This window comes from Nonomuraea sp. NPDC050783, from assembly GCF_040802095.1.
In the GTDB taxonomy this organism is placed as follows: Bacteria; Actinomycetota; Actinomycetes; order Streptosporangiales; family Streptosporangiaceae; genus Nonomuraea.
The window spans coordinates 268,063-294,436 of the sequence record NZ_JBFAHK010000002.1 but is presented as its reverse complement, the minus strand read 5'-3'; the positions used below and the strand labels follow the sequence as shown (position 1 = coordinate 294,436).

Here is a 26,374-nt window from a genome sequence, read left to right as displayed (position 1 = left end):
GGTAACCGACGGGGGGAGGGGCTACTGGACGGGTGTCCCGCCCCGCCACACCCGGCGCGGCTTGAGGCCGAAGGACCAGGCGAAGGCGCCCTCGTGGTCGGCGTCCCACTGGACGATGTCGGCCAGCCGCCCGGGAGCGAGGACCCCGCGGTCGGGAGCGCCGAGGACGGTGGCGCCGCCCAGCGTGGCGGCCCGCAGCGCGTCGTTGACGCTCATCCCGAACGCCGACACCGCCATGGCGATGACCAGCGACATCGAGGTGATGCCGCAGTAACCGGGGTTGTGGTCGCTGCCGAGCGCGATCTGCACGCCGTGCTTGATCATCTGGCGGACCGGCGGGAGGTGGCCGCGCTGGAGGGCGGTGGCCGGGCAGACGACGGCGGGCACGCCGTAGCGGGACATAATGGCGATGTCCTCGTCGGACATGTGGTGCAGGCCGTCGGCGGAGGCGCAGCCGAGCTCGGCGGCGAGCTGGACGGCGCCGCGGCGGCTGTACTGGCCGGCGTGGATGCGCGGCAGCAGGCCGACGTTGCGGCCGGAGGCGAGGACCCAGCGGGATTCCTCGGTGGTGAAGTGGCCCTCGTCGCAGTAGACGTCGACGCTGTCGGCGCCGGCCGCGGCCGCGTCGGCGCACCAGGCGCCCACGGCCTCGACGTACTCGCGCTGGCGGCCGAAGTATTCGGGAGGCACGACGTGCGCCGCGAGGAACGTGACGTGCACGCGCGGCATCATCGGCTCCTTCTCCAGCTCGCGCAGGAGCCGCACGTCGGCCAGCTCGCCGTCGCGCGTGAGGTGGTAGCCGGTCTTGGCCTCGACGGTGGTGGTGCCGCTGAGCAGCCAGCCGCGCAGCCGCTCGCGCACGCCGTTGCAGAGGGTCCAGGGGTCGGTGCCGCGGGTCACGGTGACGGTGGAGCCGACGCCGCCGCCCGCCGCGGTGATCGAGGCGGCGCTGGAGCCGCCGGTGCGGATGGCCAGCTCCGCGTAGCGGTTGCCGGCGTAGACCGGGTGGGTGTGGGCGTCGATGAGGCCGGGCGTGACCAGCGCGCCGCCGAGGTTTTCGACATGGTCGACATCGACGATGTCGTCGACGACTCCGGGCACGCTCTGCGGCAGGTCGGGCGCCCGCCCGACCCACGCGATGCGGTCGTTGTGCACGAGGATGGCCGCGTTGCTCAGGACTTCGTTGCCGGTCCAGAGGCGGCCGATGTTGGTCAGGAGTCGAACGGTCACCGCATCACCGCCCTGCGCGAGCCCCCGCGCGAGCGCATCGCCCAGCGCACGGCCTGCGCCGCGCCCACTGAGTCCGCTCCGGGTCCGGACGACATGGGGGGTCTCCTGCTCTCATCCGCGTATGTTGTGCGGTGACCGTACCGCCGGAGTCATGATCCGGCGATTTCAGTTCAGTTACGTTATTTCACATATCGGGGCGGTGTACAGGGTTATTCGGAAGAAAGACCAGACATCCCAACCGTCACCCAGCCCCAACTCGTTCACGCGGCCCCCACTGACGACTCCGACACCATCAGTCATCATCCGAAACCCAAGAGCCGTACCCTAAGCCAAGACAGCCAGACCTACGTCAGGTCTGGCTAATCGTAGCAATACCCGGGCTACGGGGACCACTGCCGCTTTTGGGCAGCTCTGCACGCTTTGCGGCAAGACCTCCCGAACCATGCCGTGACGTGCCACCGACTGCCCGCCCATCCCGGGCGCCCGCCGGGCCGCCCGACAGGCCCACCGTACCGCAGCACGGCGGGCCGTCCAGGGTGAATCGCGGAAGAGCCCTGAGCTCCCTGAGCCCCCTGAGCCCTTAGGAGACCCGCTCGACCGGCTTGCCCACCCGCTCCAGCTCCTGGAACAGGCTGGGCAGCACGCGGGCGTGCAGGATCGTGCCGTCCTCGACGTGGTCCACGGAGAGCACCTCGCCCTCCTTGTGGGCCCGCGAGACGAGGTCGCCCCGCTCGTACGGCACCAGCAGGTGGATCTCGTGGTCCAGCCGCGGCAGCTCCTGCTCGATGAGCCGCATGAGCTCGGGGATGCCCTTGCCGGTGCGCGCCGAGACCACGATGCTGTGCCGCTCGCGCCGCGTGATGCGGTCGAGGACCTCCTGGTCGGCCGCGTCGGCCTTGTTGACCACGACGATCTCGGGGATGCCGGAGGCGCCCTCGATGTCGGCGAGCACCTCGCGCACCGCCGCGAGCTGGCCCTCGGGGTCGGGGTGCGAGCCGTCGACCACGTGCAGGATCAGGTCAGCGTCGGCGACCTCCTCCAGGGTGGAGCGGAACGCCTCGACGAGCTGGTGCGGCAGGTGGCGCACGAAGCCGACGGTGTCGGCGATCGTGAACAGCCGGCCCTCCGGCGTGCGCGCCCTGCGCACGGTCGGGTCGAGGGTGGCGAACAGCGCGTCCTCCACCAGCACCCCCGCGCCGGTGACGCGGTTGAGCAGCGAGGACTTGCCGGCGTTGGTGTAGCCCGCGATGGCCACGGCGGGGACCTCGCGCTGCTGGCGGGCGTGCCGCTTGGTGTCGCGGGCGGTGGACATGCCGCCGATCTGCCGGCGCAGCTTGGCCATCCGCTCGCGGATGCGGCGGCGGTCCAGCTCGATCTTGGTCTCACCGGGGCCGCGGCCGCCGATGCCGACGCCGCCGGCCGCCCGGCCGCCGACCTGCCGGGACAGGTTGCCACCCCAGCCTCGCAGGCGCGGCAGCAGGTATTGGAGCTGCGCCAGCTCGACCTGGGCCTTGCCCTCGCGGCTCTTGGCGTGCTGGGCGAAGATGTCGAGGATCAGCGCGGTGCGGTCGATCACCTTGACCTTGACGACGTCTTCGAGCTGGCGGAGCTGGCCGGGGGTCAGCTCGCCGTCGCAGATCACGGTGTCGGCGCCGCTGGACTCGACGACGTCACGCAGCTCCAGGGCCTTGCCCGAGCCGATGTACGTCGCCGGGTCGGGCTTCTGGCGCCGCTGGATAAGGCCGTCGAGCACCTGGGAGCCGGCTGTCTCCGCGAGGAGCTTGAGCTCCAGCAGGGAGTTGTCGGCGTCCTCCGCGGTGCCCGAGGTCCAGACGCCGACGAGGACGACCCGCTCCAGCCGCAGCTGCCGGTACTCGACCTCGGAGACATCCTCGAGCTCGGTGGAGAGGCCCGCCACGCGTCGTAGCGCCTGGCGCTCCTCGAGGTCGAACTCTCCGGTGTCGTAGCCGGTGTCGTAGCCGATGGTCTCGAACTCGTCGAGTGCGGTGTTTTCGTGCATTCGTGTCATCTCTATGAGGGAAACGTCTGGACACCTCGGTGTCTTCCCCGATGGTGGCATGACATCCCCCGGGTAAGCACCTGGTTATCCCGCCGCCACCTTGACGTCGCCGGACCCGGCCTTGAGCGAGATCTTGTTCGGCGAGGAGTGGTCGTTGTCGACCGAGACGGTGGCGTCGCCCGAGCCGACGTCGGTCGACACGTCGTAGGGGCCGTCGGGGACGTTCAGCGTGATGTCGCCCGAGCCGGCCTTGAGCTGGGCGCTGGCGGGGGCGCTGGCGTACTTGAGCTCGACGTTGCCCGAGCCGGCGTCGGCCACGACGCTCTTGCCCGCCAGGTCGCTGCCGTCCACGTCGCCGGAGCCCACGTGGACGTCGAGGTCGCCGCTCAGCGCCCGCAGCGTGACGTCGCCGGAGCCGGCGTCGAGGTCGGCGGCCAGCCCCTTGGGGATCTCGATCTTGTAGTCGACGGCGCAGGTGCCCATGTTCGACGGACAGTCGTAACTGATCGCCAGCACGCCGCCCTCGACCTTGTGCTCGGGCTTGGGCTTGGCGTCGCCGCGCCAGCGCAGCGTCTCGGTGACGCGCACGGCGGTGCCGCCGGTCTCGGTGACCACGACGTCGCCGGAGCCGCTGTTCACCTGCAGCTTGGTGAGCTTGTCGGTCACCTGGTAGGACGCGGTGTCCTGGTTCGTGGGGCCGGCGAGGCTCCCCAGCCCGCAGCCGGTCAGCAGCGCTGCGGCGGCCAGCAGGCCGCCTGCGATCGCGATCGTCCTCATGCTCAGATCCTCGCGCCCGCGGGCGCCCCTTCCTATCCGGGATGCCCCCCAGGACGCCCCGAGTGACCCCCGACCTTTGACCGCGCGACCCCGACCAGAGTAGCTTCACTTCCACAATCCAGAACTTCATTTCCATCAGGTGGAAAACAGAGCGGAAAGAGGTCCCATGGAGATCACCGGCCCGATGCTCGACCGGTTCGACGAGATCCTCACCCCGGAGGCGCTCGCGTTCGTGGCGGCTCTCCAGCGGGAGTTCGGCGCCAGGCGGCTGGAGCTGCTGGAGGCCCGGCAGGCGCGGCAGGCGGAGCTGTCGGCGGGCGGCACGCTCGACTTCCTGCCCGCGACCAAGGAGATCAGGGAGGGCGACTGGCGGGTCGCGCCCCCGGCGCCGGGCCTGGAGGACCGGCGGGTGGAGATCACCGGCCCCGTCGACAGGAAGATGACCGTCAACGCGCTCAACTCCGGCGCGAAGGTGTGGCTGGCCGACTTCGAGGACGCCAACTCCCCGCTCTGGGAGAACTGCGTGAACGGCCAGCTCAACCTGCGTGACGCCCTCGACCGCACGATCGACTTCGAGACCGGCGGCAAGGCGTACGCGCTGCGCCCCGACGGCGAGCTGGCCACGATCGTGGTCCGCCCGCGCGGCTGGCACCTGGACGAGAAGCACGCGAGCGTGGACGGCGCGCCGGTGTCGGGCTCGCTGTTCGACTTCGGGCTCTACTTCTTCCACTGCGCCCAGCGCCAGCTCGCCAAGGGCAAGGGCCCCTACTTCTACCTGCCGAAGCTGGAGTCGCACCTGGAGGCGCGGCTCTGGAACGACGTCTTCACCCGGGCGCAGCAGCTCCTCGGGATCCCGCACGGCACCATCAGGGCCACCGTGCTCATCGAGACCTACCCGGCCGCGTTCGAGATGGAGGAGATCCTCTACGAGCTGCGCGAGCACTCGGCGGGCCTGAACGCGGGACGCTGGGACTACCTGTTCAGCGTGATCAAGAAGTTCCGCACCCGGGGCCGGGAGTTCCTGCTGCCGGAGCGGAACGCGGTGACGATGACGGCGCCGTTCATGCGGGCGTACACGGAGCTGCTGGTGCGCACCTGCCACAAGCGCGGCGCGCACGCGATCGGCGGGATGGCGGCCTTCATCCCCTCGCGCAGGGACCCCGAGGTCAACGCGGTCGCGCTGGAGAAGGTGCGGGCGGACAAGACGCGCGAGTCGGGCGACGGGTTCGACGGGTCGTGGGTGGCGCACCCCGACCTGGTGCCGGTCTGCCGTGAGGTGTTCGACGGGGTGCTGGGCTCGCGGCCCAACCAGCTCGACCGGCTGCGCGAGGACGTCCACGTCACCGCCGCCGACCTGCTGGCCGTCTCCGAGACGCCGGGCGACATCACCGACGCCGGGCTGCGCAACAACGTGGACGTGGCGCTGCGCTACCTGGCCGCGTGGATGGGCGGCTCGGGCGCGGCGGCCATCCACAACCTCATGGAGGACGCCGCCACGGCCGAGATCTCGCGCTCGCAAATCTGGCAGTGGATCCACAACGACATCACGCTCGCCGACACGGGGCACCAGGTGACGAAGGAGCTGGTCGAGCAGATCATCACCGAGGAGCTGGCCAAGATCGCGATGGAGCCGGGCTACGACGAGAAGCTGTACGCCCAGGCCACGGCCCTGTTCAAGGAAGTGGCGCTGGACGACGACTTCGCGGAGTTCCTGACTCTTCCGGCCTATGCCCAGATGCCGTAGAAAAGCGAGATGGAGACCCTGACGGCGGCCCTGCGCTCGTTCCTGCCGGGCGACTCGGTGATCACCGATCCGGTACGCCTGCGCACGTACGAGTGCGACGGCCTCACCCACCACCGGGCGACCCCCGGCGTGGTCGTGCTGCCCGCCACGGCCGAGCAGGTCGCCCGGGTGGTCCGGCTGTGCAACGAGCACGGCGTGCCCTTCGTGGCCAGGGGCGCGGGCACCGGCCTGTCGGGAGGCGCGCTCCCCCGCGAGGACGGCGTGCTCATCGTCACCTCCAGGATGCGCGCCGTCCTGGAGATCGACCTGCCCGACCGCCGGGCGGTGGTGGAGCCGGGCGTGACGAACCTGGCCATCACCGAGGCCGTGCGCGACCAGGGCTACTACTACGCGCCCGACCCCTCCAGCCAGCAGGTCTGCTCGATCGGCGGCAACGTGGCGGAGAACTCCGGCGGCGCCCACTGCCTCAAGTACGGCTTCACCGTCAACCACGTCGAGGCCTGCGAGATCGTCACCCCCGACGGCGACCTGGTCACGCTCGACCGCATGGACCCCGGCTACGACCTGCTGGGCGCCTTCGTCGGCTCGGAGGGCACGCTCGGCATCGCCACCAAGGTCACGGTGCGGCTCAGCCGGGCGCCGGAGGCCGTCACCACGGTGCTGGCGGCGTTCGAGAGCATCGAGCAGGGCGGCCGGGCGGTCTCGGCGATCATCGGTGCGGGCATCGTGCCGGCCGCGATCGAGATGATGGACGCGCTGGCCATCGAGGCGGCCGAGGCCGCGGTCGCCTGCTCCTACCCGGCGGGCGCAGGGGCGGTGCTGATCGTGGAGCTGGACGGGCCCGCGGCGGCGGTGGAGCGGGAGTTCGCGCGGCTCAGGGAGATCTGCTCGGGCGCGTTCGAGCTGCGGGTGGCGGCGGACGCGGCCGAGCGGGCGGCGATCTGGAGGGGCCGCAAGTCGGCGTTCGCGGCCGTGGGGCGCATCAGCCCGGCCTACATCGTCCAGGACGGCGTGGTGCCGCGCACCTCGCTGCCGGGCGTGCTGGCCGCCATCGACCGGCTCTCGGCCGAGCACGGCATCAGGGTGGCCAACGTCTTCCACGCCGGCGACGGCAACCTGCACCCGCTGGTGCTGTTCGACGACGCCGAGCCGGGCGCGGGCGAGCGGGCCGAGGTGGTCTCCGGCGCGATCCTGGACCTGTGCGTCGAGCACGGCGGCTCGATCACCGGCGAGCACGGCGTCGGCGTGGACAAGGCGCGCTACCTGCCGCGCATGTTCACCGAGGCCGACCTGGACACGATGCAGCTCGTCCGGTGCGCCTTCGACCCCCGGGGGCTGTCCAACCCGGGCAAGGTGTTCCCCACGCCGCGCCTGTGCGGCGAGGTGCCGGGCGTGCGCAAGGGCGCGCACCCGCTGGTGGAGTCGGGGAGGGCGGAGCAGTTTTGATCGATGGGGTGACCGTCAGGGAGGGCGGTGACGGGGACGCCGTCGGCGGCGTGCTCCCCCGCTGGGTCGCGCTGCCGGAGAGCGTCGAGGAGATCGCGGCGGTGCTGCGGGCCTGCGCGGCCCGGGACCTCGCGGTGGTGCCCGCGGGCGGCGGCACGAAGCTGCACTGGGGCCCGCCGCCGGAGCGCTGCGACGTGCTGCTCGACCTGTGCTGCCTGAACGAGGTCCTGGAGCACGCGGCCGGCGACCTGGTGGTCCGCGCCCAGGCCGGGGTGACCACGGACGCCCTGGCCGCCGTGCTCGCCGCCGAAGGGCAGGAGCTGGCCCTCGACGTGCCCTTCAGCGAGGGCGCGACGGTCGGCGGCACGCTGGCCACCGCGACCGCGGGGCCGCGCGCCTTCCGCTACGGCACCGCCCGCGACCTGCTCATCGGCATCACGGTCGTGCTGGCCGACGGCACGGTCGCCCGCTCCGGCGGCAAGGTCGTCAAGAACGTCGCGGGCTACGACCTCGGCAAGCTCTTCACCGGCTCCTACGGCACGCTGGGCGTCATCGCCGAGGCCACGTTCCGGCTGCACCCGCTGCCCGCCGAGCGCCGCTGGGTGCGTGCCCCGATCGCCGCCGCCGACCTGCCGCGGATCGCCGCGGCGCTGGCCGCCTCCCAGGCCGAGCCGAGCGCCGCCGAGGTGGACCGGCCGGCGCCGGGCGGGCCCCTCGACCTGGCGGTGCTGGTCGAGGGCACGGCGGCGGAGAGCCGGGCCGGCGCGCTGCGGCGGCTGGTCGGCGGGGGCGAGGTCACCGGGACGGCCCCGCCCTGGTGGGGGCTGGCCCCGGAGGCCGAGGTGCTGGCCGAGGCGCGCTTCCCCGCCACCGGCCTGGCGGCCGTGCTGGACGCGGCGGCCGGGGCCGGGCTGGCGGTGCGCGGCTCCGTACTGGCCGGGCGGATGTGGCTGCGGCCCGTGGAGGAGCCCTGGGGCGGGACGGAACCCGCCGGGGCCGTGGACGGGCTGCGGCGGCGGGTGGAGGACGCGGGCGGGCGGGTGGTCGTGCTGGCCGCGCCCCCGTCCGCGCGGCTCGACCGGTGGGGGCGGGTGGGCGCGCTGCCGCTGATGCGGCGGGTCAAGGAACGGTTCGATCCCGGGCGCAGGATGTCTCCCGGCCGGTTCGTGGGAGGGATCTGAGATGGACCCGAAGCTGATCAACGACTGCGTGCACTGCGGGTTCTGCCTGCCGGCGTGCCCGACGTACGCGTTGTGGGGCGAGGAGATGGACTCCCCGCGCGGGCGCATCCACCTGATGAAGCAGCACGTCGAGGGCACGCCGGTGACGCCGGAGATGGCCGGCCACTTCGACGCCTGCCTGGGCTGCATGGCCTGCGTGACCGCCTGCCCGTCCGGGGTGCGCTACGACCGGCTGATCGAGCTGACCCGGGTGGAGGTGGAGCGGCGGCACGAGCGCGAGCCCCGGGAACGGGCGGTGCGCGGCATGGTGTTCAGCCTGTTCCCGTACCCGCGGCGGCTGCGGCTGACCCGGCCGGTGACCGGCCTGGCCCGGCGGATGGCGGGCTACCTCGGCCGGGCGGACGAGAGCCTCGGCGCGATGGCCGCGCTCGCGCCCCGGGTGGCGCGGCGGCAGCGGCTGCCGCGCCTGGTGCGGGCCAGGGGCGAGCGGCGGGCGGTGGTCGGCATGCTCACCGGCTGCGTGCAGCGTGAGTTCTTCCCCCAGGTCAACGCGGCCACGGCGCGGGTGCTCGCGCTGGAGGGCTGCGACGTGGTCGTCCCGCCCGCGCAGGGCTGCTGCGGCGCGCTCAGCGTGCACGCCGGGCGCGAGGAGCAGGCCAGGCGGCTGGCGCGGCGCACGGTGCGGGTCTTCGAGCGCGCCGGGGTGGACACGGTCGTGGTGAACGCCGCCGGCTGCGGCTCGTCGATGAAGGAGTACGGCGAGCTGCTGGGCCGCGAGCCGGGGTTCGAGGTGCGCGACCTGTCGGAGTTCCTGGCCGGGCTGGGGCCGGTCGCCGAGCGGCATCCGCTGCCGCTCACCGTGGCCTACCACGACGCCTGCCACCTGGCGCACGCCCAGGGCGTCCGGGCCCAGCCGCGCGAGCTGCTGGCCGGCATCCCCGGCCTGGAGCTGCGCGAGATCCCCGAGTCGTCGATCTGCTGCGGCTCGGCGGGCACCTACAACATCTTCCGGCCGCGCGCCGCCCGCGACCTCGGCGACCGCAAGGCGAAGGCGGTCGGCGCGACCGGCGCCGAGCTGCTGGTGTCGGCCAACCCGGGGTGCACGATGCAGATCGCCGCGGCGGTGCGGCGGGCGGGCGGCGAGATCCGGGTGGCGCACGTGGCCGAGGTCCTGGACGCCTCGCTGCGCGGAGTGGGCCTGTGAGCGTCCAGTCGGTCGAGCGGGCGCTGGACGTGCTGGAGGCGCTGGCCGAGCACGGCGGCGAGGCGGGCCTGTCGGAGATCGCGGCCCGCACCGGGCTGCCGTACGGCACCATCCACCGGCTGTTGCAGACCCTGCTGACCCGCGGGTACGTGCGCCAGGAGTCCGACCGGCGTTACGCGCTCGGCGGCGGCCTGGTACGGCTCGGCGGCGTCGCGGGGGGCATGGTCGGCGGGTGGGCGCGGCCGTACCTGGCCAAAATGGTCGAGCTGTCCGGCGAGACGGCGAACCTGGCCGTGCTCGAAGGCGACTTCGTCGTCTACGTGGCGCAGGTGCCCTCGCCGCGCAGGCTGCGCATGTTCGCCGAGGTCGGGCGGCGGGTGCTGCCGCACAGCACGGCGGTGGGCAAGGTGCTGCTGGCCGGGCGGCCGCCGGGCGAGGCGGTCGCGGTGCTGGAGCGGACCGGCATGCCGCGCCGCACCCCCAACACGATCACCGAGGTCTCCGCCATGCTCGCCGAGCTGGACGCGGTGCGCGGCCGCGGCTACGCCCTGGACCTCGGCGAGGAGGAGCTGGGCGTGCACTGCATGGCCGTGCCGGTACGCGACGGCGGGCGGGTGGTGGCGGCGATGTCGGTGTCGGGCCCCGCCGAGCGCATCGACGCGCGGGACCGCGACGAGCTGGCCGGCGGGCTGCGGCGCATCGCCGCCGACTTCGGCGCGGAGTTCGGCCCCCAGGGCGACCCGCGACCCGGGTAGTCTGTTGCGCCATGAGCAACAGCACGACGGTCCAGTCGGTGGACCGGGCCATCGCGATCCTGGAGATCCTCGCCCGCGAGGGCGACACCCGGGTGACCGATCTCGCGGCCGAGCTCGACGTGCACAAGTCCACGGCGTTCCGGCTGCTCGCGGCCCTGGAGCAGGGCGGGCTGGTGGAGCAGAGCGGCGACCGGGGGCGCTACCGGCTGGGGTTCGGGGTGATCAGGCTGGCGGGCGCGGCCACCGCCCAGCTCGACCTGGCCCGCGAGAGCCGGCCGGTGTGCCTGCGCCTGGCCGAGGCGATCGGCGAGACCGTCAACGTCGCCGTGGCGCGCGACGGCGCCGCCGTCAACATCAGCCAGGTCCGCGGCCCGGCCGCGATCAGCGGCCACAACTGGGTCGGCCAGCGCACCCCCTCGCACGCCACCTCCAGCGGCAAGGTGCTGCTGGCCTACGGCGCGCTGCGGCCGCCCGCCGGCGAGCTGGAGCGCTACACGCCGCGCACGGTGACCCGCGCCGACGAGCTGGACCTGGCGCGGGTCAGGGAGCGCGGCTGGGCGTGCACGGTGGAGGAGCTGGAGGTCGGGCTCAACGCCGTGGCCGCGCCGGTCCGCGGCGGCGACGGGTCGGTGGTGGCGGCGGTCAGCGCGTCCGGGCCGTCGTACCGGCTGACGCCCGAGCGGCTGCCGGAGGTGGCCGAGCTGCTGGTCCGGGGCGCTCGGGAGATAAGCCAGCGCATCGGCCATTACGGTTGAGCCATGTGTAGGAGCATCAAGACCCTGCGGCCGCCGTACGTCGAGAGCGTGAGCGAGCAGGACGTGCGGGCGGCGGCGCTGCAGTACGTCAGGAAGATCTCCGGGTTCCGGGCGCCGGCGGCGCACAACGCCGAGGCGTTCGAGCGGGCCGTCGAGGCGATCGCCAAGGCGTCGGAGGAGCTGCTCGGCGCGCTCGAAGTTCGCGGGAGTCGTTGACAGCCTCCCGCGGCGGGGGGAGTTTCGCGGATAGGCATCCGGCGACCTCCAGGAGCTCCCCATGATCAGCGGGCTGTACGAGGGACAGAGCGGCGACGCGCGGCTGACGCTCAGGATCGACGTGGACGGCGCCCGGCCCACCGGCCGGGTCAGCGGCGACCTGTTCAGCCTGTCCGGTGCCACGACCTCGTACGTCGGCTCGTTCGTCGTCAACGCCCCCGCCGTGCACGCGGAGGGGGCGCGGGCGCGGATCGAGGGGCGCGGGGCGTTCACGTTCGCCGCCCCGGCCGAGGGCGTGGGCGTGACGATCACCGACGGGGCGGGCACGGCGGAGCTGGCCGGGCTGACGTTCCAGGTGGCGTTCGCCTCACCGCACTTCCGGCGGGTGCTGCTGGAGGTGGACTCCGTGGTGGGGACGGTGCCGTTCGTGTCGTACCACACCGGGGCGCTGCGGGCGCCGGGCGGCTCGCCGCCGAGGGAGCTGAGCGTGGTCACCGCGTACGCGGAGGCGGGCGTCGAGCTGGCCCTCGCCGAGCCGGGCGTGATCCCCGTGGACGGCTCCGGCGCGGACCTGGCGTGGAGCGACGCCGAGCTGCACCACGCGATGACGCAGCAGTTCGGCGCGTTCGCCGACGCCCCGGCCTGGCGGGTGTGGCTGCTGGTGGCCAGCCGGCACGTCGGCGGCTACCGGGGCATCATGTTCGACTACAACGACGCCCACCAGCGCCAGGGGGCGGCGGTCTTCTACGACGCGATCCAGGGCACGACGCCGGAGGCGCAGCGGGCGCAGTTACGGACGTACATGCATGAGCTGGGGCACGCCTTCAACCTGCTGCACTCCTGGCAGAAGGACCTGGCCACCCCGCCGCAGCCGCTCGGCCCCGAGGGCGGCTTCGGCGACCTGAGCTGGATGAACTACGTGCAGAACTTCCGCCCCGGCGGCGAGCCCGGCTACTGGGCGGCCTTCCCCTTCCAGTTCACCGACGCCGAGCTGGTGCACCTGCGCCACGGCTTCTACCGCGACGTGGCCATGGGCGCCAACGCCTTCGGCACCGGGGCGGCCGAGATCGCGCCGTTCGAGCGGCCGGTCGAGGACCGCTCCGGGCTGCGGCTGGAGGTGCGCGCCAAGGAGTCGTTCGAGCTGGGCGAGCCGGTCGTGGTCGAGCTCAAGCTCTCCGCCCCCGGCGGGCCCGCGGTCACGCACGGGCATCTGCACCCCGACACCGAGTTCACCCAGGTGTCGATCACCCAGCCGGGCGGCAGGACCGTGCTGTACCGGCCGATGATGCGGCACTGCGTGGACACCTCGCCCGACATCCGGCTGGACGCCGGCAACCCGGCCATGTACCGCAGCGCGTACATCGGGCACGGCCGTGACGGGCACTACTTCCAGCAGCCCGGCGAGTACCAGGTCCGCGCCCGGTACGTCGCGGCCGACGGCTCGCGCGTGGTCTCCCCCGCCTGCCCGGTGCGGGTGCGCCTCCCGGTCACCCGGGACGACCACCAGGTGGCGGAGCTGATGCTGGGCGAGGAGCAGGGCAAGCTGTTCTCGCTGCTGGGGTCGGACTCGCCGGCCCTGCGGGCGGGCAACCTGGCGCTGGACGAGGTCATCGACCGCTACGGCGACCATCCGCTGGCCACGTACGCGCGGCTGGTCAAGGGCCTGAACGCCGAGAGCGGGTTCAAGGCGCTGACCACGGGCAAGCGGCTGCGCGTACGCCCGCCCGACCCGAAGCAGGGCATCGAGCACCTGGCCCGGGTCGCGCGGGACGGCACGGTCGACAACATCACGCTCAACCTGGTGATGCGCCGCCTGGCCAGGGCCCAGGCCCGGCAGGGCGACCTCCAGCGGGCGAACGCCGTGCTGGACGAGATGGTCGCCCTGTTCACCGCCAAGGGCGTCAACCCGATCGTGCTGGGGCAGGTCAGGCGGCAGGCCGAGCTGACGAAGTCGGCGCTCAGCGCGGAGGCGTGAGGCCCGCCGGCTCCCGGGGCGGTCAGCTCCGCCGCGGCACGGGCTGCCCGGCCGAGCAGGCGATCGTCAGCTCGACCTCCTCGCCCTCGCGCGGCTCGAACTCGACCTTCACCTCCGCGGCCGGGCCGGGCTCGACGTCGTCCACCGAGTAGTCCTGGGCCGGGCTCCACGAGCGCAGCGTCACCAGGCCGCCGCCGTCGCAGGCGGCGATGACCGTGCCGCCCGCGCTGCGGATCAGCTTGCCCTGCCCGCCGCCCTGGGCCGGGGTGCCCCCCGGGGTGGCGGCGGCGCGGGCGCCGGCGGTCGCGGTGGCGAGGGCCGCGGCGACCTCCTCCTCGCTGAGGACGTGGCTGGACGCGCCGGTGACCCCGGTGCCCAGCAGGCCGAGCACGGCCAGGGACGCGCCGGTGACGGCGACGGCGGAGGCCGCCCAGGCCAGCAGGTATCTCTTCATCCACCTCAGCTTCCCCCACGTCGGGCTAAGGCGGGGTTAACGGGACGCTAAGGCGTCCCGAGGCGGGGCCGGCGAGCGGCTACGTTCGTGCTATGGCCGACATCCTGCTCATCGAGGACGACGTGGCGATCCGCACCGCGCTCAGCCGGGGGCTGCGCGAGCTGGGGCACGCGGTGTCCTCCTCGCCGACCGCCCTCGACGGGCTGAAGCTGGCCGTCCAGGACCGGCCCGACCTCATCGTGCTGGACCTGGGGCTGCCCGACCTGGACGGGGTGGAGCTGCTGAAGATGGTGCGGGCGGTCAGCCGGGTGCCGGTCATCGTGGCGACGGCCCGCGACGGGGACGCCGAGATGGTGCCGGTGCTGGACGCGGGGGCCGACGACTACGTGGTCAAGCCGTACAGCGCGGCGCAGCTCGACGCCCGGGTGCGGGCGGTGCTGCGGCGGGCGGGCGGCTCGGCGCCCGAGCCGCTGGCGGTGGGGGCGCTGCGGGTCGATCCGCGGGCGCGCGCCGCGACGCTGGACGGCGTGCCGCTGGACCTGACGCCGCGCGAGTTCGACGTGCTGCACTACCTGGCGGCCCGGCCGGGCGAGGTGGTCACCAAGCGGGAGCTGCTGACCGAGGTGTGGCAGCTCCCGTACGGCGGCGCGGACAAGACGGTGGACGTGCACCTGTCGTGGCTGCGCAGGAAGCTCGGCGAGACCGCCGCCGAGCCCCGTTACCTGCACACGGTGCGCGGGGTCGGCGTCAAGCTGGTCGAGCCGTCATGAGGCGGTGGCTGGCGCTGCTGGTGGCGGCCACCACGTCGCTGGTGCTGATCGCGCTGCTGGTGCCGATGGCGCTGCTCATCAGGGCCGTGGCCGAGAACGGGGCGATGGACCGCGCCACGGCCGCGGCCGGGTCGGTGGCGCTCGCCGTCGGCACCCCGGACCTGGCGCTGGCGGTGGAGCAGGTGGCACGGCCGGTCACGGTGTTCCTGCCGGACGGGCGGACGGTCGGCGCGCGGGCTCCGCGCTCGGCCGCGGTACGGCTGGCCGCGACCGGCCGCAGCGTGACCGCCGAGACCGACGGCGGCAGGGAGGTGCTGGTCTCCGCGCAGTCGCCGGAGGGCACCGCGGTGATCAGGGTGTTCGTGCCGGACGCCGAGCTCACGAAGGGCGTGCGCGAGGCGTGGGCGGCGCTGCTGGTGCTGGGGCTGGCGCTGGTGGTGCTGGGGATCGTGCTGGCCGACCGGCTGGCGCTGGCCGTGACCCGGCCGGTGGACGGGCTGGCCCGGGTCTCGCACCGGCTGGCCGGGGGCGACCTCACCGCGCGCGCCGAGCCGGGCGGGCCGCCCGAGGTGCGGTCGGTGGCGCTGGCGCTCAACCACCTGGCCGGGCGGATCGACGAGCTGCTGGCGGCCGAGCGGGAGTCGGTGGCCGACCTGTCGCACCGGCTGCGCACGCCGCTGACCGGCCTGCGGCTGGACGCCGAGGCGCTGCGCGACCCCGAGGAGGCGGCGCGGGTGCAGGCCCGCGTGGACGCGCTGGAGCGGGCGGTGAGCGCGGTCATCACCGAGGCGCGGCACCGCACGGCCGGACGGGCCTCGTGCGAGGCGGGCGCGGTGGTGCGCGAGCGGGTGCGGTTCTGGTCGGTGCTGGCCGAGGACCAGGGGCGGGAGGTCGCGGTCGGCCTGCCCGACGGGCCGCTGCCGGTCGCGGTCGGGGCCGGCGAGCTGGCGGCCTGCGTGGACGCGCTGCTGGGCAACGTCTTCGCCCACACGCCGGAGGGCGTCGCCCTGTCCGTACGGCTGGCGCGGCACCCGGACGGGGCGCTGCTGACGGTCGAGGACGCCGGTCCGGGGTTCGAGCCCGCGCAGCTGGAGCGCGGCACCAGCGGCACCGGCTCGACCGGGCTGGGGCTGGACATCGTCCGGCGTACGGCGGAGGCGTCGGGCGGCCGGCTGGCCGTCTCCTCGCCCGGCGGGGGCGGCGCGCGTGTTGAGGTGGTTTTAGGAGCCGCTTAGCGCGCGGTTATCGGCGGTCGCGATGAGGTGGGGTCATGCGAATCACGAAGAAGCTCATCGTCGCCGGTACCGGAGCCGTCGTGCTGCTGGCGGGTGGCGGAGCCGCCGCCTACGCCGCCACCGCCGCTCCCACCGCTCCCAAGATCACCGCCGAGAAGGCCATCGAGCTGGCGCACCAGCAGGTCCAGGGCGCGTGGGTGAGCGAGGTGGACCACGACGACTCGGGCGCGTGGGAGATCGAGCTGACCAAGGACACCCAGGTGTACGAGGTGTCCGTGAACGCCACCGACGGCAAGGTGACCAACCACGGGGCGCAGCCGGCCGAAGCCGACGACGACCAGAACGACGACGACCAGGCGAGCGCCCAGACCGGCAACCAGCCGGGCGCCCAGACCGGCGCCCAGACCGGCGAGCAGGCCGACGACGACTGAGCCGCCGCTCCACCGCCTCCTTCACCGCCCGCCCATCGCCCGCCGCCCGCTTCCGAGGGCGGCGGGCGGTCGCGTTCACCGGACGAGGCGGTCCAGGAGGGCGTAGCAGGGGTCGCGGCGGAAGTCGTGCATGGTCGCGCAGGGATCGACCGGGCCCCTGGGCAGCGCCGGGGACAGCTCCCGGGGCGGGGCCTGCGGAGGCTCCTGAGGGGGCGCCTGGGGCGGGGCCTGCGGCACGGGCGAGCCGCCGCGCCGCAGGCGGGGCGACGGGGCCGCGCGCCCCGGGCGGGACGGCCCGGGCTGCTCGCTCGCGCGGGACGTCCTGGGCATCCCGCCCGACGGGGACGGCCGGGGGACGGCGGCGCGGTACGAGGGCGGGTCGCGGCGCGGCGGCGCCGGAGGGGCAGGGGGGACCGGAGGGACCGGGGCGGCCCTCGGCGCCGGCGGCGCGCCCGGCGACGGCAGCACGCCCGGCGTCGTCCACACGTCCAGGGACGGCAGCGCGCCGGGTGACGGCGGCGCGCCCGGCGACGGCACGGACCGCACCCACGGCCCCGGGGCCTCCGTGGCCTTGTGGATCGTTCCATCGGGTGGCGACGGAGATGCGATCAATGTCATATGCGGCGGGCTCGGCGTTATCGATCTTCGGGAAATCGGCGTTTCCCCCTCGTTTTCCCCCGCCCTTTGCCCTGCGGGTTCAGGGGTGCCGGCGAATGCCAGGAATATGCCGAGCGCGGCGATGGCCAGGACCCCGACCACCCCGGCCACCGACCCGAGGCGGCCCCGATCACCAGCGGAAACAGCTCTAAAGGGGGACAAGTCGTGATTCCTTTGTGATTGGTGTGCGAGCATTCCTCCAATGCGGCTAGTGTGGTCCATCACCCGCGGAAGCCGGCGAGCTTTCCCCGATACGACCGCGAGGAGCTGCACCCTCATGCACGATCCGACCCCACCGGATCACCACGAGATCCTGTCCGGCCCCGGCGACGTCCGCCTGGCGGAGAAGCGTTCCGGCGGCCCCGCCGCTTCCCGGAAGAAACCAGGCCGGAAGAAGGTCGCCGCCATCGCCGCCTCGGTGCTCGTCGCCGTGCTCGCGGCGGGCGGCGTCGGCTACACGCTGGCCTCCGGCTCCGGCACCCGGCAGGAGGCCGGGCCGTCACAGGGCACGAACGGCGACCAGAACCCCCGGAACGGCGCCCCCCAGGACGACACCTTCCAGGACGACACCTTCCAAGACGACGACGCCACCATGGGCGACGCCCGTACCGACGGCCCCGACGACGGCCTGCCGGACGACGGCAGCATGGGCGACGCCGCCACCGACCCGGGCGCGGGCGGCGACCCGGGCTCTTCCGACACCGGCTCCTCCGACACCGGCTCCTCCGACACCGGCTCGCCCACGGGCGGCGACTCCTCCCGCGGCACCGAGCAGACCGGCGACGGCAAGAAGACCTCCTCCCCCGCCAAGGCCCCGCAGGAGCCGGCGGCCGACAACCCGGCGGACGGGCCCGGCGGCCTGGTCTCCGGCCAGTGCGCCGTCAGCGGCTGCTGATCCCCCGCCTCGAAGGACCCCACCCCCGGAAGTGGTTCGGCGGTTATGGCCGTCACTGGCCCTTCGGCGAGGACCACTCGCGGCCTAGGGTCACGGTCATGACGACGATCGACAGAGCCGGCGCGGGCAGAGCCGGCGTGCTGCGCGCGCTGCACGTGCCGGGCACCCCCGTGATCCTGCCCAACGTCTGGGACGCCGCCTCCGCGCGTGCCGTCCAGGAGGCCGGCTTCCCCGCGGTGGCGACCGGCAGCGCGGCCGTCTGCGACGCGCTCGGCTACGACGACGGCGAGCGGATGCCCGTGGAGGAGATGCTGGCCGCCGTGGCGCGCGTCGCCCGCGCCGTGGACGTACCGGTCAGCGCCGACATCGAGCGCGGCTACGGCCTCAAGCCCGCCGAGCTGGCCGAGCGCCTGATCGCCTGCGGCGCGGCCGGCTGCAACCTGGAGGACAGCGACCCGCGCACCGGCGAGCTGCTCGACCCCGGCGAGCAGGCGGAGTTCCTGGCCGGGGTGCGGGCCGCGGCCGGCGACGCCCTGGTGATCAACGCCCGGGTGGACACGTACCTGCACGGCGGGGGCTCCCGCGAGGATGCGCTCGCGCGGGCGCGGCGCTACCTGGAGGCCGGCGCCGACTGCGTGTACCCGATCGTGCTCGGCGACGAGGACGAGATCCGGGCGCTGGTGGACGAGCTGGCGGGCGCCCCGGTGAACGTGTTGTTCCGCCCGGGCACGCCGTCCCTGGGGCGGCTGGCCGAGCTGGGCGTGGCGCGCGTCAGCTTCGGCAGCGGGCTGTACCGGCTGGTGTACGCCCACGCCGCCGGGCTGCTGGCGCGGGTCCGGCAGGGCGAGAGCCCCTTTTAGCAGGCCGGGGCGGGCCGCGTACGCTTGCGCTCGTGCTTGCCGCCGCGGCCGTCCGCCCGCAAACCCCGCTGATCGTGACGGCCCGGATGGCCGGGGTCCGCGCCGCGTGCGCGGCGCCGTCGAGGGCGTGCTCGCCGCCCGTCCCGACGTCCTGGCCGTGGTGGGCCGCTGCCTCCTGGACGGACGCGCCCCCGACGCCCTCCAGGCCGTGGCCTTCGACGCCGCGCCCGGCGAGTGCCTGACGCTGGGCGGGGAGCTGGCGGCGTCCGGGGCGCGGGTGGGGCTGCTGGCCCGCACGTCCCCGTACGGCGTCGGCTACTTCGCCGCGCTGTGGGCCTGACGCCGCGGCACCGGCACCTTCATCAGGTCGCGGGCCAGGACGACCTCCCCGTCGTAGCTGCGCCGCGCCTCGGCCACGAACGCGGGCTCGTCGTCGAACCCGTACCGCTCGGAGAAGTGCGTGAGCACCAGCCGCCGCACCCCGGCGTCCGCCGCCACCACGCCCGCCTCGTACGCCGTCAGGTGCCCGTACTCCTTGGCCAGCGCGCCCTCCCCCGACAGGAACGTGGCCTCGATGACCAGCAGGTCCACCCCGGAGGCCAGCTCGAAGACGGCGTCGCAGAGCCGGGTGTCCATGACGAAGGCGACGGCCTGCCCGGGGCGCGGCTCGCTGCACTCCTCCAGCGTGACGCCGCGCACGGACCCGGTGCGCTGCAGCTCGCCGATCTCCGGCCCGCGGATGCCGCGCGCGGCGAGCCTGGCGGGCAGCATGCGGCGGCCGGGCGGCTCCTGGAGGCGGTACCCGTAGGACTCGACGGGGTGGGACAGGCGGCGCGCGGTCAGCGGCCCGACCTCGGCCAGCGCGCCGGAGACGGGGTGCTCGGCGATCACGCCGGTGTCGGCGAACGCGGCGGCGTGCCGCAGCCGCCGCCAGTACTCCGTGCCGGAGGCGGGGAAGACCGCGCGCACCGGGTGCCGCACCCGGTCGCGGGCGATGCGCTGCACGACGCCCGGCACGCCCAGGCAGTGGTCGCCGTGGAAGTGCGTCACGCACAGCCAGTGCACGTCGTTGGCGCTCAGCCCGGCGTGCACCATCTGCCGCTGCGTGCCCTCGCCCGGGTCGAACAGGAAGCCCTGGCCGTCCCAGCGCAGGAGGTAGCCGTTGTGGTTACGGTGTCGGGTGGGGACCGCGCTGGAGGTGCCCAGCACCACGAGCTCACGAGAGGACACGATGACCTTCCGAGCAGACCCGCACCCCGCGGAGACCGTGGCCGTCGCGGAGGTGCCGACACCGGTGGGCACGTTCGTGCTGGCCGTCACCGAGAAGGGCCTGGTGACGTCGGGCTGGGGCTCCGGGGCTGGGCTGGCGGACCGGCTCGGGCTGCGCGAGGTGCATGATGCGGATCGTACGGCCTCCGCCGTCGCGGAGCTCAACGCTTATTTCGCCGGCGAGCTGCGCGCCTTCCGCACGCCGATCGACTGGCGGCTGATGTCGGGGGCGCGGCTGCGGGTGCTCCAGGCCCTGCACCGGGTGCCGTACGGCACGGCGGTCACCTACGGCGAGCTGGCCAGGCTCAGCGGCTCCGGCGTGCCCGCGCGCGGCATCGGCTCCATCATGGGCTCCAACCCGCTGCCCATCGTCGTGCCCTGTCACCGGGTGATCGCGGGCACGGGCCTCGGCGGGTTCAGCGGCGGCACGGGCGTGGAGACCAAGCGGTGGCTGCTCACGCACGAGGGGTACCTGCAACCGACCCTGCTCGACCTCTAGCACACTGGTGCGTGTGCGCCAGCAGCCCGTCATCGCCGTCGTCGGCCCCACCGCGGCCGGGAAGTCCGATCTCGCCGTGGAGCTCGCCCTCCGCCTGGGCGGCGAGTGTGTCAACGCCGACTCCATGCAGCTCTACCGCGGCATGGACATCGGCACCGCCAAGCTGACCCCCGCCGAGATGCGCGGCGTCCCGCACCATTTGCTGGACATCTGGGACGTCACGGTCACCGCGAGCGTGGCCGAGTACCAGAAGCTGGCGCGGGAGGTGATCGACCGGGTCGAGGTGCCCGTGCTGGTGGGCGGCAGCGGCCTGTACGTCCGCGCGGCCCTCGACGACCTGGAGTTCCCCGGCACCGATCCGGAGATCCGGGCGCGGCTGGAGGCCGAGCTGGCCGAGCGCGGCCCGGCCCCGCTGTACGAGCGGCTGCGCGGGCTGGACCCGTCCGCCGCGGCGGCGATCCTGCCCAGCAACGGCCGCCGCATCGTGCGCGCGCTGGAGGTGATCGAGCACTCGGGCCGCCCGTTCTCGGCCACGATGCCGTCGTACGACGCCGTCTACCCCAGCGTCCAGATCGGCCTGGACGTGCCGCGCCCCGAGCTGGACGCGCGGATCGCGCTGCGGGTCGAGCGCATGTGGGCGGCGGGCCTGGTGGACGAGGTGCGCGCGCTGCTCGGCCAGGGCCTGGCCGAGGGCCGCACGGCCGGCCGGGCGCTCGGCTACGCGCAGGTCGCCCGCTACCTGGGCGGCGAGTGGAGCGAGGAGCAGGCGCGCGAGGAGACGGTGCGGGCCACCCGGCGCTTCGCCCGCCGCCAGGAGTCGTGGTTCCGGCGCGACCCGCGGGTGCGCTGGCTGCCCTACGACGCCCCCGACCTCGTCGAGCGCTGCCTCGCTGAGATCGCCGCGCCCTCCGCCCCCTAAACTTGCAGGATGCGCTTCCTGAAGGGTCACGGCACCGAGAACGACTTCGTCATCCTGCCCGATCCTGACGCCGAGATCGACCTCACGGCCGCGCTCGTCGCCAGGATCTGCGACCGGAGGGCCGGCGTCGGGGCCGACGGCGTCCTGCGGGTGGTCCGCGCCAAGCGGAGCCAGGAGGTGGCCGATCAGGCGCCGGAGGCGGAGTGGTTCATGGACTACCGCAACTCCGACGGCAGCACGGCCGAGATGTGCGGCAACGGCGTGCGGGTGTTCGCCCGCTACCTCATCGACGCGGGCCTGACCGACCCCTCCGGGTTCGCCATCGCCACGCGCGGCGGGCTGCGCCGCGTCGGCGTCGAGCCCAACGGCGACATCACCGTCGACATGGGCAAGCCGGTCGTGCTCGGCGAGAGCGTGGCCACGGTCGGCGGCGCCGAATACCCCGGCCTGCACGTCGACATGGGCAACCCCCACCTGGCCTGCGCCATCGGCGATCCGGTCGTCCAGCTCGACCTCACCCACCAGCCCGGCTTCGACATCGGCGCCTTCCCCGCCGGGGTCAACATCGAGCTGTTCAACCCGGTGGGCGTCAGCCGCGCCATCATGCGCGTCTACGAGCGCGGCTCCGGCGAGACCCGCGCGTGCGGCACGGGCGCGGTGGCCACGGCGGTCGCGGCGGCGGCCCTGTCGGGCGACACCACCGGCACCTGGACGGTCGAGGTGCCCGGCGGCACGCTCACCGTCACCCTCGACGACGACACGAGCTACCTGTCCGGCCCGGCGGTGATCGTGGCCGACGGCGAGCTGATGCTTGCAGAATGATGTTCTCCTGAGGGATGCTGGGTCTGCTTGCCGAACCGAGAGGTGGGACATGGCAGACCCCCGCACCACCGCGATCCGCGTGAAGGCGCCCATCGGGCAGCTCGGCGGCGGCTTCATGGTCTCCCGCGAGGCCAAGGCCGTCTGCGAGGAGCAGGGCCTCGGCGCCCGGGAGCTGTACTTCAGGGGCCGCTGCGGCGTGCTCGGCGAGTGCGACGCCGACGTCGTCCACTCGGTCGCCGTCTTCTTCCCCCGCGAGCACGTCGAGGAGAGCTGGAACGGCGGCCGCAAGCTCGCCACCGACCTGGCCGTCGAGCTCTACGCCGAGGTGTGCCGCGCCTGGGGCCGGCGCAAGCTGGGCGACTACGACGGCTGCGCCCGGCTCGCCGAGCTGCTGGAGCGGGTCGTCCGGGCGGCGCCGTCCTTGGGCGCGCCGCTGTTCGCGGGCTGGCGGGCGGTGCCGCTGGCCGACGACCCGCCGGCGCGGGCCGTCCAGCTCATGCACTGCGTACGCGAGCTGCGCGGCGGCCTGCACGCCAACGCCGTGCTCGCGGCCGGCCTGCACCCGCTGGAGGCCACGCTCGCCACCGGCCACGACACCACTCCGTTCGGGCAGGCCGCCGGCGAGATGATCGCCAGGTTCTTCACCTGGCCCGAGCCCTACCCCGTGCCCTCCGCCGAGGTCGTGGCCCGCCGGGCCGAGGTGGAGCGGCGCACGGACGACCTCATGGCGCCGGTGTTCTCGGTCCTGGACGACGGCGAGTCGGACGAGCTGATCGACCTTCTGCGTTTGGGGCACGCTCGTTGACCTGGCAGACTGACTGCCCATGGACGTGGACATCTGGGCCTGGGTCGGCGACACCCAGCAGCAGCTTTCCGAGGCGGGCAACGTTGGCCTCGCCATGGCGCTGGGAGACCTCCCCGCACAGGCCTACGAGGGCCGGTATCCGCAGCTCGACGTCATGGCCCCCGCCATCGCGCAGCAGGCCGAGACCCTTGAGCTGCCCTGGCTGGAGTTCTACGCCCGCTACTGGCACCTCGTGGGCCGCATCGGCGACCGGGCGCAGGGCGCGGTCGCGCTCGACGACGCCGAGCAGCTCCTGACGTTCGCCCAGCGCGAAGACGTGCGCGAGTGCCCGTCCGCCCCGGCGGCGGTCGAGGCCCTCGCCATCGCCTGGGCCAACACCGACGGCCCCGGCTACGCGAGCCGGCGCCTGGAGACGCTGGGCGCCTTCCTGGAGGACCTGAGCCCCGAGCGGCCCGCCTTCACCGGGCTCGCCACCCAATACGTCGCCGCGCTGATCGACGCCGGCAGGGCGGGCGAGGCCGTCAGCTACGCCGAGTCCGCCACCGAGCGGCTGGGCACCGCCGGCCGCGCGCCGAGCTGGGAGCTCGGCGCCGAGCACGCCCGCGCGCTGCTGGCCGCCGGCCGCGCCGACGACGCGCTCACCGCGCTCCAGGCCGCCGCGGGCCACCAGCCCGACGACCCGGTCGCCAAGGAGCACCGCGACGGCGTGCGCCGGGCGCTGATCCTGGCCACGCTCGGCCGCGTCGCCGAGGCCGTGGACGCGCTGCCCGACCTCGACGTGGTCGGCGAGCACCCGCGCGTGTTCGTCGAGTGGTCGCGCGCGGTCGGCCTGCTGGCCAGCTCGTCCCAGATCACCAACACCTGGCAGCTCGGCCGGGTGCTGCGCCAGTGGATCGACTACTTCGGCATGATGGGCGGCTACCGCGCCCGGGTCGAGCTCGCGCTGATCGCCGGCGACCTCGCCGTCGCCCGCCAGGGCGTCTGGCAGGCCAGGCTGCTGGCCGACCTGGCCGAGTCCGGCACCGCCGAGCTGCGCGACAGCGAGGGCCTGGCCGAGCGCGTCGCCGCGCTGCGGGCCGCCGCCGAGGCCGCGGGCGAGCCCGAGGCCCCCGGCGCGCGGGAAGAGCTGGTGGGCCAGTTCGACGCGGCCGACGGCTTCAACGCCGACCCGGAGAAGTGGGTGGGCTGGCTGGCTCCGCTGTCCGGCGAGGACCTGGAGGCCACCCGCCGCCACACCACCACGCTGGGCTTCCTCGGCTACCCCGCCGCCGGCGCCGACATCTACTGGCGCATGCTGGTCGACACCGGCAGGATCGGCGAGGCCGAGCCCGACGACGTCGCCTACCTGACCACGCTGCTCGTCGAGGCCCGCCAGGACGAGCGGCTGGAGCAGATGGCCGCGCTGCTGCCGCACGCCGCGCAGCAGGTGACGCTCGCCCGCCTGCACAGCGCCCGCGAGCGCTGGCCGGAGGCGCTCGACGCCGCCGAGCACGCGGTGGCCGCCGGGGCCGGCCTCGACGCCCGCCGCCTGCTGTCCGGCGCCGCCCAGCAGCTCGACCAGAACGCCAGGGCCGCCGAGGTGCTGCTGGAGGTCATCGACGAGCTGTCCGACGAGGACGTCTGGCGCATGATCGTCATGGCCACCTCCGCCGAGGACTGGGACACCGTGCGCAAGGGCGCCGCCAGGATCGGCATGCCGATCAAGTCCAAGGAGGGCCCGATCGAGGAGGAGATGGGCCTCATCCGGGTCATCCTCCCGGCGCCCGACGGCGGCCAGCGCCAGGTGCTGTCGATCCGCACCGGCCCCGCCACCGCCCGGCTGGCCCTGCCGCAGCCGCGCGGCATGGACTACAACGCCGGCGACCTCGTGGTCTTCGACCCGCAACTACTGGAGCCGGTGCCCGACGACCCGCAGGAGCAGCAGAACTTCGTGCCGCCGTTCGCCGCGGTACGCATCCTGCGGCCGGGCGGCTACACCAGCTACTTCTTCGACGGCGCCGCGCCGAGCGAGTCCGACTGGACCGAGTTCACCGAGGTCATGGCCGAGCGCGGCTGGCCGATGTGGGTCTACAGCGACGAGAACTACAAGGTCACCCACCCCACCTCGGGCGAGCCGCTGCCCGGCGTGTTCGGCTGGGTCGCGGTGCCGCCGGACGTCACGCCGGAGGAGGTCGACGCGCTGCTCGACGACGCCACCGAGCGCTGGGTGCACCCGCTGGCCTGGCTCGACCTGGCGCGCGAGATCGGCGTCGAGGTCGAGCGGCACGAGCGCATCGTCAAGGAATACGGGCTGTAGGAGGGGCGCGGCGGTGCTGGAGCGCTTCCGCCTGGACGGCAGGGTCGCGGTGGTCACCGGGGCCTCGTCCGGGCTGGGGGTGGCCTTCGCCCGCGGGCTGGCCGAGGCCGGCGCCGACGTCGTGATCGGCGCCCGGCGCCCCGACCGGCTGGCGGAGACGCGGCGGCTGGTCGAGGAGACCGGCCGCCGGTGCCTGGCGGTGCCCGCCGACGTGGCCAGGCCCGAGGAGTGCGAGGCGCTGGTCGCCGCCGCGGTCGAGGCCCTGGGCGGCGTGGACGTACTGATCAACAACGCGGGCGTCGGCACCGCCGTGCCGGCCCTGCGCGAGACGCCCGCCGAGTTCCGGCGGGTGATCGAGGTCAACCTGATGGGCGCCTACTGGATGGCGCAGGCGTGCGCGCGGGTGATGCGGCCGGGCTCCTCGATCGTCAACATCGGCAGCGTGCTGGCCGAGACCACCGGCGGCCTGCCGCAGGCCGCCTACACCGCGTCCAAGGCGGGCCTGGCCGGGCTGACCCGCGACCTGGCCCAGCAGTGGACCGGGCGGCGCGGCATCCGCGTCAACTGCCTGGAGCCGGGCTTCTTCTCCTCGGAGATGACCGACCAGTACAAACCCGGCTACCTGGAGCAGGCCGTGGACTCCCGCGTGATCATGCGCCGGACCGGCGACCCGGCCGAGCTGGTGGCCGCCGCCGTGTTCCTGGCCAGCGACGCGTCCTCGTACGTGACGGGCGTGACCCTCCCGGTGGACGGCGGCCTCCTGCTCACCTGACCCGTGGCGCCTTCTGTCAGGCGTGCGCCTTCAATTGATGGACGCGCTGCTTGGACAGGCCCATCACCCGCGCCGTGTCCGGCTCCGACCAGTGACGCGTGAGCGCCTTCGCCGTCTTGACGGCGAGTTCCGCAGCTCGTCTGGCATGAGCCTCGGCCAGTTCCTTCTGACGGTGGTACTCCGCGACCACGCCCGCCACGTCCTCGGGCAGATCGAAGACGAACTCCACCCCTGGTGGCTCTTCTGGCCAGGCCCAGGCGTGAATGTCCGTCAGGTCGCGCTCCAGCTGCGACAAGGAGCTCGCCACGCCGACGCCCTCCACCTCCCCGCTGGGACACCGCGACACCCATCGGCCGTTCTCGAAGGTGACGGAGTATGTGATCGTGC

27 protein-coding genes are annotated in these 26,374 nt (G+C 74.0%); 20 read left to right on the top strand and 7 right to left on the bottom strand.

Translation table 11 applies throughout. The features are described from left to right. Positions 1-21: 21 nt before the first annotated feature. The 3 genes from hutI to AB0H75_RS06240 all read right to left on the bottom strand — a co-directional run bounded on the left by hutI (position 22) and on the right by AB0H75_RS06240 (position 4,027). Positions 22-1,230, bottom strand: coding sequence for an imidazolonepropionase (hutI, locus tag AB0H75_RS06250; RefSeq protein ID WP_367791250.1), 1,209 nt, complete (start codon positions 1,228-1,230; stop codon positions 22-24). Positions 1,231-1,810: 580 nt separating this feature from the next. Beyond that, a complete protein-coding gene (hflX, locus tag AB0H75_RS06245; protein WP_367791247.1) occupies positions 1,811-3,250 on the bottom strand; it encodes a GTPase HflX in 1,440 nt (479 codons plus the stop codon). 84 nt (positions 3,251-3,334) lie between these two features. Further along, positions 3,335-4,027, bottom strand: a complete 693-nt coding sequence (locus AB0H75_RS06240) for a DUF4097 family beta strand repeat-containing protein (RefSeq protein ID WP_367791245.1) — start codon at positions 4,025-4,027, stop codon at positions 3,335-3,337. A gap of 166 nt (positions 4,028-4,193) precedes the next feature. Between AB0H75_RS06240 and aceB the strand changes: the two genes are divergently transcribed. From aceB to AB0H75_RS06200, 8 genes are all read left to right on the top strand, one after another. Next, positions 4,194-5,771, top strand: a complete 1,578-nt coding sequence (aceB, locus tag AB0H75_RS06235; protein ID WP_367791242.1) for a malate synthase A — start codon at positions 4,194-4,196, stop codon at positions 5,769-5,771. 9 nt (positions 5,772-5,780) lie between these two features. Then, on the top strand, positions 5,781-7,217 hold the full coding sequence (locus AB0H75_RS06230) for an FAD-linked oxidase C-terminal domain-containing protein (RefSeq protein WP_367791239.1): 1,437 nt from the start codon (positions 5,781-5,783) through the stop codon (positions 7,215-7,217). Between the two features lie 8 nt (positions 7,218-7,225). Next, positions 7,226-8,398 (top strand): FAD-binding oxidoreductase, encoded by a 1,173-nt coding sequence (locus AB0H75_RS06225; RefSeq protein WP_367791236.1) that lies wholly within the window; start codon positions 7,226-7,228, stop codon positions 8,396-8,398. A 1-nt stretch (position 8,399) separates the two neighbouring features. After that, entirely contained in the window at positions 8,400-9,602 is a 1,203-nt protein-coding gene (locus AB0H75_RS06220) for a (Fe-S)-binding protein (protein ID WP_367791233.1), read from the top strand. After that, entirely contained in the window at positions 9,599-10,357 is a 759-nt protein-coding gene (locus tag AB0H75_RS06215) for an IclR family transcriptional regulator (RefSeq protein WP_367791230.1), read from the top strand. The genes AB0H75_RS06220 and AB0H75_RS06215 overlap by 4 nt, the downstream gene beginning before the upstream one ends. Positions 10,358-10,368: 11 nt before the next feature. Then, positions 10,369-11,112, top strand: coding sequence for an IclR family transcriptional regulator (locus tag AB0H75_RS06210; RefSeq protein WP_367791227.1), 744 nt, complete (start codon positions 10,369-10,371; stop codon positions 11,110-11,112). 3 nt (positions 11,113-11,115) lie between these two features. After that, complete coding sequence (locus tag AB0H75_RS06205; protein ID WP_367791224.1) at positions 11,116-11,328, top strand: DUF2277 domain-containing protein; 213 nt, start codon at positions 11,116-11,118, stop codon at positions 11,326-11,328. A 61-nt stretch (positions 11,329-11,389) separates the two neighbouring features. After that, positions 11,390-13,303 (top strand): hypothetical protein, encoded by a 1,914-nt coding sequence (locus AB0H75_RS06200; protein ID WP_367791221.1) that lies wholly within the window; start codon positions 11,390-11,392, stop codon positions 13,301-13,303. Positions 13,304-13,325: 22 nt separating this feature from the next. Here AB0H75_RS06200 and AB0H75_RS06195 read toward each other — a convergent pair whose 3' ends face one another. Then, the gene (locus AB0H75_RS06195; protein ID WP_367791218.1) at positions 13,326-13,757 is read right to left on the bottom strand and encodes a hypothetical protein; all 432 of its coding nucleotides are present in this window, start codon (positions 13,755-13,757) and stop codon (positions 13,326-13,328) included. Between the two features lie 92 nt (positions 13,758-13,849). Between AB0H75_RS06195 and AB0H75_RS06190 the strand changes: the two genes are divergently transcribed. The 3 genes from AB0H75_RS06190 to AB0H75_RS06180 are packed head-to-tail and all read left to right on the top strand — an operon-like array spanning position 13,850 to position 16,193. Continuing rightward, positions 13,850-14,527: a response regulator transcription factor gene (locus AB0H75_RS06190; RefSeq protein ID WP_367791215.1), complete on the top strand. Its 678-nt coding sequence runs from the start codon at positions 13,850-13,852 to the stop codon at positions 14,525-14,527. Then, a complete protein-coding gene (locus AB0H75_RS06185; protein ID WP_367791213.1) occupies positions 14,524-15,762 on the top strand; it encodes an ATP-binding protein in 1,239 nt (412 codons plus the stop codon). The genes AB0H75_RS06190 and AB0H75_RS06185 overlap by 4 nt, the downstream gene beginning before the upstream one ends. Positions 15,763-15,797: 35 nt before the next feature. Then, positions 15,798-16,193 (top strand): PepSY domain-containing protein, encoded by a 396-nt coding sequence (locus tag AB0H75_RS06180; RefSeq protein ID WP_367791211.1) that lies wholly within the window; start codon positions 15,798-15,800, stop codon positions 16,191-16,193. Positions 16,194-16,268: 75 nt separating this feature from the next. Here the strand turns inward: AB0H75_RS06180 and AB0H75_RS06175 are convergent, their stop codons facing one another. Further along, the gene (locus AB0H75_RS06175) at positions 16,269-16,730 is read right to left on the bottom strand and encodes a hypothetical protein (RefSeq protein ID WP_367791208.1); all 462 of its coding nucleotides are present in this window, start codon (positions 16,728-16,730) and stop codon (positions 16,269-16,271) included. Between the two features lie 397 nt (positions 16,731-17,127). On the opposite strand from AB0H75_RS06175, the gene AB0H75_RS06170 reads away from it, so the two are divergent. The 3 genes from AB0H75_RS06170 to AB0H75_RS06160 all read left to right on the top strand — a co-directional run bounded on the left by AB0H75_RS06170 (position 17,128) and on the right by AB0H75_RS06160 (position 18,945). Continuing rightward, a complete protein-coding gene (locus AB0H75_RS06170; RefSeq protein WP_367791205.1) occupies positions 17,128-17,745 on the top strand; it encodes a hypothetical protein in 618 nt (205 codons plus the stop codon). A 98-nt stretch (positions 17,746-17,843) separates the two neighbouring features. Further along, on the top strand, positions 17,844-18,605 hold the full coding sequence (locus tag AB0H75_RS06165; protein ID WP_367791202.1) for an isocitrate lyase/phosphoenolpyruvate mutase family protein: 762 nt from the start codon (positions 17,844-17,846) through the stop codon (positions 18,603-18,605). A 106-nt stretch (positions 18,606-18,711) separates the two neighbouring features. Next, a complete protein-coding gene (locus tag AB0H75_RS06160) occupies positions 18,712-18,945 on the top strand; it encodes a hypothetical protein (RefSeq protein ID WP_367791200.1) in 234 nt (77 codons plus the stop codon). On the opposite strand, the gene AB0H75_RS06155 is transcribed toward AB0H75_RS06160, so the two are convergent. Beyond that, the gene (locus AB0H75_RS06155; protein ID WP_367791198.1) at positions 18,921-19,835 is read right to left on the bottom strand and encodes a ribonuclease Z; all 915 of its coding nucleotides are present in this window, start codon (positions 19,833-19,835) and stop codon (positions 18,921-18,923) included. The genes AB0H75_RS06160 and AB0H75_RS06155 overlap by 25 nt on opposite strands. A 1-nt stretch (position 19,836) precedes the next feature. On the opposite strand from AB0H75_RS06155, the gene AB0H75_RS06150 reads away from it, so the two are divergent. Genes AB0H75_RS06150 through AB0H75_RS06125 form a run of 6 tightly spaced genes read left to right on the top strand, consistent with a single transcriptional unit; the run spans position 19,837 to position 25,987 of the window. Further along, on the top strand, positions 19,837-20,373 hold the full coding sequence (locus AB0H75_RS06150; protein ID WP_367791195.1) for a methylated-DNA--[protein]-cysteine S-methyltransferase: 537 nt from the start codon (positions 19,837-19,839) through the stop codon (positions 20,371-20,373). Between the two features lie 13 nt (positions 20,374-20,386). Next, positions 20,387-21,292, top strand: a complete 906-nt coding sequence (gene miaA / locus AB0H75_RS06145) for a tRNA (adenosine(37)-N6)-dimethylallyltransferase MiaA (RefSeq protein WP_367791192.1) — start codon at positions 20,387-20,389, stop codon at positions 21,290-21,292. A gap of 9 nt (positions 21,293-21,301) precedes the next feature. Then, a complete protein-coding gene (dapF, locus tag AB0H75_RS06140; RefSeq protein ID WP_367791189.1) occupies positions 21,302-22,114 on the top strand; it encodes a diaminopimelate epimerase in 813 nt (270 codons plus the stop codon). 49 nt (positions 22,115-22,163) lie between these two features. Continuing rightward, entirely contained in the window at positions 22,164-22,919 is a 756-nt protein-coding gene (locus tag AB0H75_RS06135; protein WP_367791186.1) for a hypothetical protein, read from the top strand. Between the two features lie 19 nt (positions 22,920-22,938). Next, positions 22,939-25,215 (top strand): tetratricopeptide repeat protein, encoded by a 2,277-nt coding sequence (locus AB0H75_RS06130; protein WP_367791183.1) that lies wholly within the window; start codon positions 22,939-22,941, stop codon positions 25,213-25,215. A gap of 13 nt (positions 25,216-25,228) precedes the next feature. Further along, complete coding sequence (locus tag AB0H75_RS06125; protein WP_367791180.1) at positions 25,229-25,987, top strand: SDR family NAD(P)-dependent oxidoreductase; 759 nt, start codon at positions 25,229-25,231, stop codon at positions 25,985-25,987. 16 nt (positions 25,988-26,003) lie between these two features. Here the strand turns inward: AB0H75_RS06125 and AB0H75_RS06120 are convergent, their stop codons facing one another. Next, the gene (locus tag AB0H75_RS06120; protein WP_367791177.1) at positions 26,004-26,309 is read right to left on the bottom strand and encodes a hypothetical protein; all 306 of its coding nucleotides are present in this window, start codon (positions 26,307-26,309) and stop codon (positions 26,004-26,006) included. Positions 26,310-26,374 lie beyond the last annotated feature (65 nt).

What these genes read in the sequence shown, in the direction of transcription:
- hflX (WP_367791247.1), bottom strand. Translation starts at nt 3,250, where the DNA reads ATGCACGAAAACACCGCACTCGACGAGTTCGAGACCATCGGCTACGAC.
- AB0H75_RS06240 (WP_367791245.1), bottom strand. Translation starts at nt 4,027, where the DNA reads ATGAGGACGATCGCGATCGCAGGCGGCCTGCTGGCCGCCGCAGCGCTG.
- aceB (WP_367791242.1), top strand. Translation starts at nt 4,194, where the DNA reads ATGGAGATCACCGGCCCGATGCTCGACCGGTTCGACGAGATCCTCACC.
- AB0H75_RS06230 (WP_367791239.1), top strand. Translation starts at nt 5,781, where the DNA reads ATGGAGACCCTGACGGCGGCCCTGCGCTCGTTCCTGCCGGGCGACTCG.
- AB0H75_RS06220 (WP_367791233.1), top strand. Translation starts at nt 8,400, where the DNA reads ATGGACCCGAAGCTGATCAACGACTGCGTGCACTGCGGGTTCTGCCTG.
- AB0H75_RS06210 (WP_367791227.1), top strand. Translation starts at nt 10,369, where the DNA reads ATGAGCAACAGCACGACGGTCCAGTCGGTGGACCGGGCCATCGCGATC.
- AB0H75_RS06205 (WP_367791224.1), top strand. Translation starts at nt 11,116, where the DNA reads ATGTGTAGGAGCATCAAGACCCTGCGGCCGCCGTACGTCGAGAGCGTG.
- AB0H75_RS06200 (WP_367791221.1), top strand. Translation starts at nt 11,390, where the DNA reads ATGATCAGCGGGCTGTACGAGGGACAGAGCGGCGACGCGCGGCTGACG.
- AB0H75_RS06195 (WP_367791218.1), bottom strand. Translation starts at nt 13,757, where the DNA reads ATGAAGAGATACCTGCTGGCCTGGGCGGCCTCCGCCGTCGCCGTCACC.
- AB0H75_RS06190 (WP_367791215.1), top strand. Translation starts at nt 13,850, where the DNA reads ATGGCCGACATCCTGCTCATCGAGGACGACGTGGCGATCCGCACCGCG.
- AB0H75_RS06185 (WP_367791213.1), top strand. Translation starts at nt 14,524, where the DNA reads ATGAGGCGGTGGCTGGCGCTGCTGGTGGCGGCCACCACGTCGCTGGTG.
- AB0H75_RS06180 (WP_367791211.1), top strand. Translation starts at nt 15,798, where the DNA reads ATGCGAATCACGAAGAAGCTCATCGTCGCCGGTACCGGAGCCGTCGTG.
- AB0H75_RS06170 (WP_367791205.1), top strand. Translation starts at nt 17,128, where the DNA reads ATGCACGATCCGACCCCACCGGATCACCACGAGATCCTGTCCGGCCCC.
- AB0H75_RS06165 (WP_367791202.1), top strand. Translation starts at nt 17,844, where the DNA reads ATGACGACGATCGACAGAGCCGGCGCGGGCAGAGCCGGCGTGCTGCGC.
- AB0H75_RS06150 (WP_367791195.1), top strand. Translation starts at nt 19,837, where the DNA reads ATGACCTTCCGAGCAGACCCGCACCCCGCGGAGACCGTGGCCGTCGCG.
- dapF (WP_367791189.1), top strand. Translation starts at nt 21,302, where the DNA reads ATGCGCTTCCTGAAGGGTCACGGCACCGAGAACGACTTCGTCATCCTG.
- AB0H75_RS06135 (WP_367791186.1), top strand. Translation starts at nt 22,164, where the DNA reads ATGGCAGACCCCCGCACCACCGCGATCCGCGTGAAGGCGCCCATCGGG.
- AB0H75_RS06130 (WP_367791183.1), top strand. Translation starts at nt 22,939, where the DNA reads ATGGACGTGGACATCTGGGCCTGGGTCGGCGACACCCAGCAGCAGCTT.